Origin of the sequence: Fulvivirga imtechensis AK7, assembly GCF_000331535.1 — a bacterium.
GTDB lineage: Bacteria > Bacteroidota > Bacteroidia > Cytophagales > Cyclobacteriaceae > Fulvivirga > Fulvivirga imtechensis.
Genome location: NZ_AMZN01000092.1, coordinates 1 through 13,335 on the forward strand (window position 1 = coordinate 1; position 13,335 = coordinate 13,335).

12 protein-coding genes are annotated in these 13,335 nt (G+C 37.7%); 6 read left to right on the top strand and 6 right to left on the bottom strand.

Translation table 11 applies throughout. The features are described 5' to 3' along the window. The 5 genes from C900_RS23705 to C900_RS23725 all read left to right on the top strand — a co-directional run. On the top strand, positions 1 to 787 hold a 787-nt coding region (locus C900_RS23705), incomplete at its 5' end, for a non-ribosomal peptide synthetase (protein ID WP_040497425.1). 159 nt (positions 788 to 946) lie between these two features. Further along, on the top strand, positions 947 to 1,567 hold the full coding sequence (locus C900_RS28875; protein WP_157494165.1) for a serine aminopeptidase domain-containing protein: 621 nt from the start codon (positions 947 to 949) through the stop codon (positions 1,565 to 1,567). A gap of 3 nt (positions 1,568 to 1,570) precedes the next feature. Further along, the gene (locus tag C900_RS28880) at positions 1,571 to 2,533 is read left to right on the top strand and encodes an alpha/beta fold hydrolase (protein WP_009582857.1); all 963 of its coding nucleotides are present in this window, start codon (positions 1,571 to 1,573) and stop codon (positions 2,531 to 2,533) included. A gap of 146 nt (positions 2,534 to 2,679) precedes the next feature. Continuing rightward, positions 2,680 to 5,751, top strand: coding sequence for a cyclic peptide export ABC transporter (locus tag C900_RS23720; RefSeq protein WP_009582858.1), 3,072 nt, complete (start codon positions 2,680 to 2,682; stop codon positions 5,749 to 5,751). A gap of 107 nt (positions 5,752 to 5,858) precedes the next feature. Beyond that, on the top strand, positions 5,859 to 6,662 hold the full coding sequence (locus tag C900_RS23725; RefSeq protein WP_009582859.1) for an aspartate/glutamate racemase family protein: 804 nt from the start codon (positions 5,859 to 5,861) through the stop codon (positions 6,660 to 6,662). Positions 6,663 to 6,738: 76 nt separating this feature from the next. On the opposite strand, the gene C900_RS23730 is transcribed toward C900_RS23725, so the two are convergent. Beyond that, a complete protein-coding gene (locus C900_RS23730; protein WP_051052987.1) occupies positions 6,739 to 7,122 on the bottom strand; it encodes a hypothetical protein in 384 nt (127 codons plus the stop codon). 135 nt (positions 7,123 to 7,257) lie between these two features. Here C900_RS23730 and C900_RS23735 point away from each other — a divergent pair, with 135 nt between their 5' ends. Further along, complete coding sequence (locus C900_RS23735) at positions 7,258 to 8,013, top strand: thioesterase II family protein (RefSeq protein ID WP_009582860.1); 756 nt, start codon at positions 7,258 to 7,260, stop codon at positions 8,011 to 8,013. A 581-nt stretch (positions 8,014 to 8,594) separates the two neighbouring features. Here the strand turns inward: C900_RS23735 and C900_RS23740 are convergent. From C900_RS23740 to C900_RS23750, 5 genes are all read right to left on the bottom strand, one after another. After that, positions 8,595 to 10,745 carry a discoidin domain-containing protein gene (locus C900_RS23740; protein ID WP_009582861.1) on the bottom strand — a complete coding sequence of 717 codons (2,151 nt, stop codon included), beginning with the start codon at positions 10,743 to 10,745 and terminating at the stop codon, positions 8,595 to 8,597. 326 nt (positions 10,746 to 11,071) lie between these two features. Then, positions 11,072 to 11,251, bottom strand: a complete 180-nt coding sequence (locus tag C900_RS30975) for a hypothetical protein (protein WP_342662405.1) — start codon at positions 11,249 to 11,251, stop codon at positions 11,072 to 11,074. Positions 11,252 to 11,280: 29 nt separating this feature from the next. Next, on the bottom strand, positions 11,281 to 11,859 hold the full coding sequence (locus C900_RS30980; RefSeq protein ID WP_342662406.1) for an aldo/keto reductase: 579 nt from the start codon (positions 11,857 to 11,859) through the stop codon (positions 11,281 to 11,283). Then, positions 11,834 to 12,022, bottom strand: coding sequence for an aldo/keto reductase (locus tag C900_RS30985; RefSeq protein WP_009582864.1), 189 nt, complete (start codon positions 12,020 to 12,022; stop codon positions 11,834 to 11,836). Before C900_RS30985 ends, C900_RS30980 begins: the two co-directional genes overlap by 26 nt. 120 nt (positions 12,023 to 12,142) lie before the next feature. Then, a complete protein-coding gene (locus tag C900_RS23750; RefSeq protein WP_157494166.1) occupies positions 12,143 to 13,306 on the bottom strand; it encodes a M28 family peptidase in 1,164 nt (387 codons plus the stop codon). Positions 13,307 to 13,335: the final 29 nt, after the last annotated feature.

Genomic DNA, 13,335 nt, shown 5'->3' on the forward strand with positions numbered 1-13,335 from the left:
GGGAGGTGTAGCCGGTGAGTTGTGGATATCCGGAGCCGGGCTGGGCAGAGGCTATCTGCATAATGAGGAGCTAACCTCAGAGAAGTTCATACCGAACCCATTCAAGCCTGGGGAAAAGGTATATAAGACTGGTGACCTGGCACGTTGGCTACCGGATGGTAATATCGAATACCTTGGCAGGATAGACCACCAGGTAAAGATTCGTGGTTTTAGGATAGAGTTAGGAGAGATAGAGAGCCATCTCACTTCACATGAGGCGGTCAGGGAGGCAGTGGTAGCATGTTTAGAGGAACCTATAGATAAAAAGCTAGTTGCTTTTTTAGTGCTAAGAGATAATGCTACATTCAATTTATTCGAGTTCAAAACTTTCCTTCGGACGAGGCTTCCAGACTACATGACACCACCTTTGATCAGGAAAACAGATCATATTCCATTGACGCCTACCGGAAAGGTCGATAGAAAGACTTTGTTAAAATCAGTTGCCCAAACTTCTATAGAAGCATCTGCAGGGCGACAACCAAAGACTGAAATCGAGATAGAATTGGCCAATATTTGGAGTGAACTGCTGATGAATAAAAATATAAGTATTGACAATAACTTCTTTGAATTGGGAGGACATTCTTTAATCCTCCTAAAAGTTAATGCTATAATAAAGGAAAAATATTCTGTAGAGCTACCCTTTAATTTGTACTTCAATCATACTTTACATCAAATAGCACAGCTAATTGAAAAAACACAGGTCAAATCGAAGAAGGAAGATCAGTATCAATTGGAAGTAGAACGATGAAAATCCAACAAAATGTTTCAACAATTCATTAGAGATAAAAGAAAAAGCCTGTTTAGCGTGTACCATGAACCTGAAGTGATGGACCACTGTGATACAGGGGTGGTATTTTGTTACCCGTGTGGTCAGGAATACATCCGGTGTCACAAACTATATCTAAATATGGCTAATCAGTTAGCTAAAAGAGGATTTCATGCATTGAGGTTTGACTACAAAGGTACAGGTGACTCTTCAGGTGATTTCTGCGAACTTACAATTAATCAAAGCCTTGAAGATATTCATTTAGTTATTGAGCAGTTTCGGCAATCATTTGATATTTCCCGAATCGTCTTATTTGGAGTACGATTTGGAGCAACTCTGGCAATAATGTACTCTAAATTAGCCCCTGTCGATGCGTTAATTTTATGGAATCCTATTTTGGACGGGAGCTCTTATATAAAAGAAATTAATGAAAGCTACAGAAGATGGTTAAATGGATCTTTCACCAAACAAAGCAAAGGCCGGAATATAAACTATATGGAAAATTTTGGTTTTCAGTTTTCCGAAACTTTTTTAAACGAAATTCGAGGAGTACGAAATATAGGAAAAGAACTGGATGGTAGTATACCATCATTGATCTTTACAGAACAGGATTTAGGTATTGATCAAAGACACCTTTTTACATATGAGAAACCTGTAAGCGCGGAATATTGGATAAAAAGAGAAAATGAATTTAATAAGGTGATGGTGCCGGTATATGAGACAAATAAAACATTGGCCTGGATAACAAATTTAACGTCTTAAGAAATGATTCAGGAAGAAATAGTAAACTTTGGTGAAGGTGGAATACTGGCAGGAGTATTTACACCGATGGAAAAAAATGCTTCCTGTCAAAGGCAGTGCATTATTTTGCTAAATGCTGGAATGATCCATAAAATTGGACCCAACAGAATATACAAAAAACAGGCAGAGGCCCTTTCAAAGATGGGTTACTCATGTTTTCGCTTTGATTTTTCAGGTATTGGTGATAGTGGTTTCTCTAACAGTGAAATTGGCAGTACATCCAGGCAAATATGCGAAGTGGTGATGGCGATGAACTGGCTACAGGAAAACAAAGGCCTTAATCAATTCATATTATCTGGCATATGTTCAGGTGCTGATATTGCATGGAGAACATCATTGGAAGATGAGCGTGTGAGGGGTCTTTGTCTGATAGATGGTATTTATTCGAATGATGTAATTTTGAACAATATTTGGGCGATTGCTAACCGTAATTTAAAAATAAGATACTATAAAAAACACATGTTTAGCTTGACAAGATGGACAAAGCTACTTTCCGGAAAGAGTGGTTTGTTCAATATACGAAATCTTGTTATGGTTTGGCAATTCTTTTCTCGTGCAGTTAGGAAGATAGTGTTATCAAGACGAGACAAACAGCATAACTCTGAGTTAAACGAAGAGGTTGTGATTAATGACAATATGGCTTCTGATATCAACCTATGGAACCATATATTCAACAGAGGAGTAAAAGTTCAACTTATTTTTTGTGAGGGAGGTAACGCAATTGATGTATATAAGTTGACCCTAGCTGACCATTTGAAAAGGTATGAGGCAAATACCATGCTACATAGAATCTTTGTGAAAGATGTAGATCATACTTTTACACCCGTATGGTCGCAACATCGCCTTATTCATTTGATATCAATCTGGTTGAAGGAAGAATTTAAAGAAGAAGATTTAATAGAAAAAAAAGCTGGTGCTGTTGCTTAAGAGCTCATGTTATTACATTTGCTCCGTTGGCCATTTTCAGATCACCACGAATATTTCATGTGTCTTAATATAATTAATTTTTAATCCTTTTCTATAGAAAGGTGGATTGAGCTGATATAGCAGAACCGTTGAATTAAACTTTTAAAATGATGAAAAAAATTGCAATTGAGATTTTCTTTATGGTGATATTCCTTCTTCACCAAGGGCTATTGCTTGGCTCCACAGAGCAATGGAAGGGAGATATAGAAAAGGAAGTACAGTTTATCCTGAAGGAAGGCGAGATCCCTGGAATGTCTCTAGTGGTGATATATGGAGGGGAGGTAGTCATAAAAAGTTATGGATATGCTGATCTGGAATCACGCAAGAAGTTAACAGAGGAGACATTGTTTCAGTTGGCTTCTTGTAGCAAAGCCTTTACAGCACTTGCCGTAGCTAAACTGCAAAAAGATGGATACTTGAATCCGGAATCTAAAGTATCTGAATTCCTCCCGTGGTTTGTGGTATATTACAAAGGAAAAAAAGTAGATATTACTATCTCTCAATTGCTGCATCACACTAGTGGGATTCCCTGGAATACCATTGCTAAAATACCGGAATCAAATGCACAGGATGCTCTGGAAAGAACCGTTAAAACCTTAATTGGAATTAAGCTGCATAGATACCCTGGAAAACAGTATGAATATGCTACCATCAACTACGACATCCTGGCGCTCATAATAGAAAAGGTCACAGGCGAAACGTTTGAAACTTATATGCAGGAAGAAATTTTTAACCCTCTTGGTCTCAATTCGACATCGGTGGGAATTCCTTCGGATTCCAGTTTTATGGCAAAAGGATATAAATTAGGTTTTTTTAGACCCAGAGAATATCATGCACCTATATATAAAGGCAATAATGCTGCTGGATACATCGTCTCCAATGCTAATGACATGTCCGAATGGCTAAAAATGCAGATGCAAATGAGAGAGGTACAAATGTATGATGATCTCATTAAGATGACACACCAGAGAGATGAATCAGTCGCTCCAATGGGAATGTCGTGGTATGCCGGTGGTTGGCAGGTATCCATTAGCGGAGATGGGGTGGTATATCATGAAGGAATGAATCCTAATTTTACTTCATTTGTGGGATTTAACGCGAAAAAAAAATATGGTGTAGTACTTTTAGCTAATTCCAATAGCAATTTCACTAGTCATTTAGGTCATAATATTTTACGAATACTTGATGGGAGGGAAGCCTTTAGAGACATTATGCCAGATGATCACAATGACAACTCCTATTCATTGGTATCTTTGTTCCTTGGGTTCTTCATCCTATCCGTTTTAGTTTTTCTTGCTTATGCTTTGATCCAGATATTCAAGGGGAAAAGAGTATTCGAACCGTTAAACCCTTCCAAAGGAAAGGAAATTTTGATTTCTCTTACATTGATAGCGTTATTTTTATATGGTCTCTACAAACTTCCAAATGCAATGGCAGGATTCACTTGGGAGGCTGCCCTTGTATGGAGCCCATTCAGCTTTTTTGTACTTATCCTTTTGATCTTAGCATCTGTAGCTATCACTTATGTTGTATATCTGATTACCCTGGTTTTTCCGGATACTAATAAACATAAGAGAGTACTACCCAAGGTACTTTTGCTGAGTGCATTATCTGGTATAGCAAATATGGTGCTTATTTTACTAATTACCCAGGCACTTAATTCAAGCATAGAGCTTAAGTTTCTAGTCTTCTATTTTGTGCTCACACTAGCCCTTTATCTGGTTGGGAGGCGCTTTGTTCAGGTGAGCCTCATCAAACTTACCCGTGGTCTTATTTATGATCTTAGGGTGCAACTGACCGAGAAGATTTTTAAAACTTCGTATCAAAGATTTGAAAAAATTGATCGTGGGAGGGTTTACACAGCTTATAATGATGATCTGGGTACAATCGGAGACTCAGTCAACATGTTTGTAATGCTAGTAACCAATATATTTACGGCTATTGCAGCATTTATTTATTTAGCCACTATGGCTTTTTGGGCTACAGCACTCATGGTTTTCCTTATACTATCCCTAACTTCTCTTTATTATATAGTAAGTCGAAGTACCGCGCATTTATTTGAGGAGGCAAGAGATACCCGAACTGTCTTTATGCGCCTTCTAAACGGCATGGTGGATGGATTTAAGGAAATAAGCTTGCATGTGAACAAGAAGCTGTTGTATAAAGATGATGTAGCCGGAAGTGCCAATGCTTACCGACAAAAGGTCACACTTGCTTCTATTCGATATGTAAATGCCTCACTTATAGGCGAAACAGTTCTTGTCCTTATACTTGGTACTGCTGCTTTCGCATTCCCTTTATTTTTTCCCGAGATAGAAGTATACACCATTACAGGCTTTATTATCGTTTTGCTTTATCTTATAGGTCCGGTAAATGCCATTTTGGCTTCTGTTCCAGCTATTATGAGGTTGAGAATCGCATGGAATCGTGTGCAGGATTTGTTGAAAGAAATCCCTGCTAATTGTGAGTTGCCACATGAACAAAAACCTCGCAACCTCACTAGATTGAACAGTATTAAAGTAAAAAATATCAGGTTCAGGTATGATAATGAAGGTGAGCACCAGTTTGAAGTGGGACCTATAAATCTTGAAGTGACCAAAGGAGAGATATTGTTTATTATTGGTGGTAATGGAAGCGGGAAAACTACTTTATCTAAACTCTTGACAGGGCTTTACGAACCTGATGAAGGAATGATATATATAGATGAAAAGGAGGCATCGTCAGCCGAACTAGGAGAATTATTTTCTACAGTTTTTAATCCTTTTTATCTATTTGAAAAATTATATGCTATTGATGTAAGCCAAAAGGGAAATGAAATACAAAAATACCTCGATTTATTAGATTTGAGTGAGAAGGTAAAAGTTAGGGAAGATGGCACATTTAGTACTATCAATTTGTCAGGGGGACAAAGGAAAAGACTGGCATTGCTGCTATGCTACCTGGAAGACTCACCAATATACCTATTTGATGAATGGGCTGCGGATCAGGATCCGGAATATCGTAAATTTTTCTATAGAACCTTACTTCCCCGCATGAAGGAGGAAGGTAAACTTATAATTGCTATTACACACGATGATCATTATTTCGATGTAGCAGATCATGTAGTGAAAATGGATCAAGGCAAAATGGAAAAATATACCGTTGAAGATCAGAACGTTGCAGAAGTTGGACTCAGTTAAATTAAAGTCATGAAATTATCAGATTGAATAATTGGCCTCTTATACACTAGTGCCGTTGAAGCGATAGGTAGGACATCATATTAATAGAAACGGATTTGTTGTAAACTATGGTATTAGAAAACTCTAAGGTAATAGGCATCGTGGGTGGGATGGGACCCAGGGCTGGTGTGAATCTCTATGATCGTTTGATTAGCCTTACTCCAGCAAACATTGATCAGGAGCATCCATCAGTCATATTAATGGCTTTCCCTTGGGAAATAGGAGATAGAACCTCATTTTTGGAGGGAAAAATTTCTACAAACCCAGGCTATAGTATCGCTCAGGTCATTAAAAAACTCACGATTTCAGGAGCTGAGATTATTGGCATTGCGTGTAATACGTCTCATTCACCAGCCATCTTTAATGTAATAAAATCAGAAATGGAAAAATTGGACGCTAAACCGAAGCTGCTTCATATGCCATTGGAAGTTTATAAGTATATATCTACTAATTCCAATGTTTCTCGCATCGGTATTATGGCCACTAACGGTACCTATAAAACCAGACTATACCAGGAGATACTGCATGATGGAGGGTATGAAGTGATCGTTCCTGATCCAATTTTTCAAAATGAAGTGATTCATAGAATGATCTATGATGCTCAGTTTGGTATTAAAGCCAAACCGAATACTATTACTAAAGAGGTGGGCCAATTGTGGAACGAAGCCATGTGTTTTTTTAGAGCAAGAAACTGTGATACGATTATCTTGGGTTGTACAGAGTTGTCACTGCTCTTGAAGGATTATGGAGTAGATGATATGTGCATTATTGATTCCACCGATTGTCTTGCCAAAGGTTTGCTTAGAGAAATGCGACCATGTGAGGCGACAAAGCTGGATACCAAGGTAAAAGATTTGAATGAGTCTTGGTAAGAACAATCTTTCAGAGATGTTAAAAAATTATATAAACCAAAAGATCAAAATGAACTATCGATAAAGTTGATAACTTTTAGGATGTACTGCTTGTTTCAAATAAATTTGATGTCTCATTGCTTAGTAAAACCCAGATGGTATACGCTCCTAACAGAGTACCCAGAGGAAAATTTAAAAGATCTAGACATCCAATGACGATTAAAAGTACTTTAGCCCAATATTTATATCTTAGTATGCCCCATCCACCAATGATGCTGGGTATTGATAGCAAAAATAAAAGGCCTCCAATAGAGATACCAACTATCTGGGTTATGGATATGGCTTCTGCGTCACCTGATATTATACCTCCAACACTAATAATGCCATATAGTATCATGCCGGCTACTATTCCTAGTATGCCTAAAATAATATGAAGGTTTCCTAATGTTCTTACATGATGGTGCATTTGATTCTTGTTCATAGTGAGGAGTTTTGTAGTTAAAGATCTTTTACCAAATATAGAAAAAATATAGAAAATTAGTTACATCAATTTATTCAGCCACCAAAAGAGACAGTTTGTAAATCTCAAATGGAGTTGAAATTAAAACACATACAAATGAAAAAAATCAAGTTATTTTGCTTTCCGTATGCCGGAGGATCAGCTAGAATTTATAATGAATGGAAACCTTATCTGCACCAGTCTATAGAGCTAAGACCGATTGAACTTGCAGGGAGGGGAAGTCGTTTTGGAGAACCCCTGTATGATTCGCTGGAAGCAGCGGTGGATAATTTGCTTGAAATCATTGAAGAGGAAATATTGTACAATAATTATGCGCTATTTGGCCATAGCATGGGTGCTTTACTCAGTTTTGAGTTGGCACGGAAGATACAAAATCTTGAATTGCCACGGCCCACACATTTATTCTTTTCTGGTAAATCTTCGCCTGATATAAAGGAGGATACTGATAAGACATTTCATATGATGGAGGACGATGAGTTTAAAGAGGAAATAATGGAATTAGGAGGAACGCCACCAGATTTTTTCACACATCCGGAGTTATTGGATCTGTTTTTTCCATTACTAAGAAATGATTTTAAATTGGCAGAAAGCAATATAGTAGCTCATAATAATGAGCCATTTGATTGTGATATCACCGTGCTATTAGGCAAAGAAGATGATGTTACATCCAGACAGGCTGATGGATGGAAAAATCACTCTAAAAAGAATGTAACACTTCACTACTATAATGGTGGTCATTTCTTTATTCATGATGAAAAGGAAGGTATAATCAGGGTAGTTAATAAAACTTTAGAAGATATTATGAAAGAAAACCTTCGTAAGTTATATACGAAAGGTAATGGCTTGCGTTAAAACCTACTTACTTTACTATAATAATGTATGTCACTTTATTTGCTTTTCTTGTCTTTTCGCAGGTGGATTTGTTTTATGTTTAAATCCTGTTAATGAGTCGTATTTTGATTCTGATAACCTACACACGTATCTGGAGAAGCCAGGGGCTTGCATGATAAAAATATACGAAAACTGGCAAATTTATAATTAATAATATAGGGTAAATTCATGTCGAGACTATTTTCCTGGAAAGGAGTTGAAGTTTTGACAGTAGTTGGACATTCTAATGTGAAGGGCTTCAGAGTACCCTATCCATGGATGATATTCTTAATAGTGGACTCGATTTGAAGCATATAGTAATTCATAATTTGTGAACATACGGGAAATTCCTGATCGGGTGAAAACCAATAATACGAAAATTATTACTTAGAAAGTGCTTTTCTTGAAGATTTCAAAATGAAACGATTCAGATTTAGAGATTTAGCTATAAGGGAACCGCATTACAATAAATATGCTCACCTTTTTGACCAGATATAGCCTCAGATATCATAAGTGAAGGAACTACCCATACTAAAAATCCATGAACACCACCGATTAATCGATTAATCGGCTATTGGCACTTCGATACCCAAAATCTCAATTTCAGAAAAAGCCAATGGAGTGGGTTCTAGTTCATTTGCTTCTACTTTCACATATCTTACTAATCGTTTTTCCATATCTATAAAAAGAGCGTTATTTTGTTCTAGCCAACCACGCTTCGTTGGCGTGAAGGTCAAACTATCTAAAGATGTAGTTACTGTAAAATTAGGCTGTGAAGTCAAAAATGATCTTTCTTTTGCAGGAAAAATTATGAGTTGTTCGAGTTCATATTTATCGAGTAAATCTACCAGTAGCCATTGGCTGTTTTCGAAATTGGCTGGACCACTGCTCATATAACCCCGAGATTGCCAGTAAGACGTTCTCAAGCCGTCAACTACTTTATTACTACCCCATCCAGGCTGGTCGATACTACTTGAAGTATAAGTAGGTTTGTGTAGAGCTACATTTTTTATTGGTGAAAAAAAGCTCTCATCAACAATCCTATCTTGTAAACTAGTGTAAATCCTTTCGGCTACCAAAGAACTGGTTACTTTCAAAATTTCGTTTGGATCATCAGGTACTTGTGAGTATTCCTTAGCGTTGATTTCTATTCCTGAACTCAAATGGTCTATTGTTGTATTTTTTAGTAGGTGGTAAATAATTTTGCTCTCCCTGGTACTCTCATAATTAAAAAAATATGAATTGATATTCAAAGACTGGCAATGCTCCTTTATTAATTGCATTGCTTCATAAAAACCGCTGTCGGCAATTATAATTTCACTGGCAGGTTCCTCGAAAAGCACTGTGTTTGGTTGATGATGATATATTTGTTTAAGAATATGCCTAATATATTCAAATGAATTATTTCTATTTAAAGAAAAAGAAAAGGAAATATCTAGTTTAGAATTTCTTTCCCTTGACAGTTTTTTAAGATTCGAAGAAAAATCCAATTCAAATTGCCTTCCTTCTTCAAAAAGATCCATGCTACCAGAGAGGATCAATACTTTGTGTCTATCCGCACGAGGCTGCTGATATAGGTTAAAAGTTAGAGTGTCTTTTAGAGTGGTAAACCATCCTGGCGATTTTTTTGTGGTACTTTTTAGCTTCACCCAATTTTTTCTTTGCGCAGAATCGATAAATTCTGATAGTATAGGATAAAACTTACTGGCTATTGCTTGGTGTCCGTATGCACTGGAATGAGCATCTTCTTGGCAGTGGTGTTGTTCTTTTCTAGTAATGTCTAAATTGATATTTTTTATATCTAATTCTTTAAAGAGTTCGCTGAGCAGCAAGTCATTGCTAGAGTTATAGGTACTATAAAACGCAAATTCAATCTTTCTTTCGTCTAAAAAATTTTTTAATGACATTAAAGAATCTATGGACGTATTAACCGAGGTAGTGGGTCGTTTATCTTTGTAAAAGATTCTTTTTGTAATGTACTGATCTACCTTGAGTTTATCAGGGGCCAGCCATGGCCCTATTTTTTCTATTAGGGGCATATCGGCCTGAACATAAAGTTTACAAAAGTACCGATATGAGTAGAGTAAGTCGTACGTTAGTTTGAAAAGATTGAAACCATAAAACTCTTTGTCTATATGTTCCTTTATTTTTTCCAGGTCACCTTCATCAGTATAGTCTATTACATAATCTTTGTATATGGTTCTGTGTCCAAATGACATGAAAGGGAATGGAAGTCGCTCGATTAAGATTAAATTCGGATCATAATGCACTAAATTTTGCTTTATATTTTGATGGTTCATGTAATGTCTGGCTGCTCCATCTACTGCGCAGTTAATTACTTCTACTTTTTCAGGGTAGTTATCAAATTTTTTCTGTAAAAGAGATACATAACCATCAGCACCATCTGTGAACAGCCCAGTTACCTCAGAAGCACCTACGAAGAGAATGCGGTAGGTATCTATCGGCTTTTTTATGGAAAAGTCTCTACCTGGGAACCCATGTCTGTTGATTTTAAAATTTTTATTAAACCCTGGCCTTCTTATTTCTCCTGAGATATCAGCTATGTATGAATAGCCAAGTACGGGATCAGATTTGTAGATCAAGGGAAATATTTGTGTTTGCAGCTTATTTGAATAAGAGATACGAAGTAAAATTTCCAATAATAGAAATACAATTGCTGCTGATAGACCAATTCTCAATACCTTTTTCATCATAATTGTCAAATAAAATTTTCAATCTATTGTTGGAGGGCTTGAATTTAATTTTAACGGGAAAGTACTTAAATAATGGCTTTTTTGACTTTAAAGTAAATTCAAAGATGCATTATCCTTAACCAGTGCTTTATTTGGTTGGCTTTTATATTTAAGTATAAAGGTATAAAATCAAACGTAAAAAATAGAATATTAGAGATTATCAATTACCTCATTCTTAGAATTCGATTTTTTGGCATGCCGTTGATCTGCTTTCCTATATAAAAAATTATTTATACACAGTCAGAGTCACCTGCCAGGAGACTGGAAATAAGCAGCAAAGAAAAAAACTAAGCCCACAATTCTTCAAGTGTATAAGAGTTGCCTTCGAGGGTCCAGAATTCACCGGTCACGTATCTGAATTTTTTATCCAGTCGGGCAATAGCCTGCATATCATCATCGCTGAGAGCAACATGAGTAGACTGCAGGTTTTGTGCGATGCGCGCGGGATTGACGGACTTCGGGATCACAGAGGTGTCCCTTTTCACCGCCCAGGCGATCAGCACCTCCGCAGAGTAGCCTTGTGTTTAGTGGCAATTTCGGCAATTGTCTGATCATCCAGCAAGCTTGGCTCGTCTTTGACTTTTAATGAGTCGGGTCGGTCGGCAGAGCCGAGAGGTGAATAGGCCGTGACATGAACATTATTTTTTCTGGAAAATTCCAGCATATTATTCTGCTGTAGGTAGGGGTGAAGCTCTATTTGGTTGACCTCAGGCTTTATAGTAGCTGACTTCATTAAGCCGTCTAATCGTCCAATTCCAAAGTTGCACACACCAATATGTCTTGTCAGTTTGCGATTTAACATATCTTCCATAGCTTTCCAGGTCTCTTCCGTTGGAATGTCATTCAGAGGAATAAAGTCTTCAGCCGAACGGGCCAGTTGGGTCCCCTTTTTCAGGGCTACCGGCCAGTGGATCAGGTACAAGTCCAGATAATCAATTTGCAGGTCATTCAGGGTCTTTTTCAAAGCAGGTTCCACATCGCCAGGGTGGTGAGCATCATTCCATAATTTCGAGGTGATCCATAACTCCTCGCGTGTTACAACCCCTGTGCTAAGAACTTCCGATAAGCGCCTCACCTACTTCCTTTTTATTGCCATAAATAGGCGCACAATCAATATGTCTGTAACCGACTCTGATGGCTTCTTTTACTGCGTTGTACACTTCGCCCGGTGCTGACTTCCAGGTGCCGAGGCCGATAGCCGGCATTTGATCATTGTTACGGAAATGGTAGGTTTTCATAATGTCAGTTTGTATAATGTCTGATGTGTTAATGTTATCCTGTGTTGGATTGTTTAACCTAAACTAATACTTTTGGTTAAAAAAACACTTGGAGTTGATGTGAAATGGATAGAAATCTCACTAATCCGATTTTACCCATTTGGGTTGAAGGACCATATGACAATCAGGGCAAGATCCGTCAGAAGTGAACTCTTTACTGTCAGATGCACATCCGCAGGGTACGCAATAATAGGCCCCGGTTTTCTTAAATTGGCTTCTGAGGATTCGTCCTTGTTCAATTTGGTCGTTGCTTAGATGCCAGCTTGAGGCAAAGATTAATTTTACAATTTTAGTCATATGATCGTAGTCAATGGTCTCAGCTTCATCGGATACTTTGTGGTAATACTCAGTTAAGCCACTTGAAAAATAGATGAAAGGGATCAACTCATATTCGAAAGGTTTGTGGTCCGAATTGTATCGCTCCGGGTTATGTGGATTTAATATGTCAAGGCCTATCTCGTATGAAGAATTGAGGTGCTTTGTCAGTTCTGCCAATGGTTGAGATGTAGAATCATTGTGCAGCAGGTACACATAATTTGAAGCATTGTCTGCACCCGGTTTGTCGGAGCCTCCGACACCGTCAAGATTTACAACTGCTACAATCTTTTCTAAAGGAACAGGAGAATTTCTTACAAAGAAATTTGATCCTAAAACCCCAATCTCCTCTGCTCCGGCATGCAGAAACAGAATGCTTCTGTTAGTACTTAAACCTTGCTCTTTTGCATCTAAAAATGCTTCGGCCAACTCCATGAGAGCAACTGTGCCAGACGCATCATCGGCCGCTCCGTTAAAAACAGAGTCACCTGCAAGACTCGCATCCGCTCCCAGATGATCATAATGTGCCACCAGAATAACAACTTCATCTTTTAACTGTGTTCCTTCAATAAAAGCCAGCACATTTTGTGATTTACCATTGTTGTTCGGAATGCTTATTTCAAAAGGTTGAAAGTAAGCATCTAAATTGCTGGTTACACTTCCGTTTAAAGGTGGAATGCCATGGCCTTTGTAATATGAAGCCAGGTAATGTGCTACTGCGCGCTCTGCGCTGGTGCCTGCTTTTCTCCCCTGGAAAAAATCTGACGCAATAAAATGGAGTTGGGCGCTTAATTCTTCTGCGGTGATGGATTCATTTAATATTTGCCGGATTGAAACTTTGTTTTCTGTATCCAGCTTTTTAGGGTTGCTTTGTGCATTCAATAAAAATGGGAAAAGCAATAAAAGAACCAGGTAGATTGAATTTTTCATAAGCCAAACTTTTACAATGGTATAGTGAT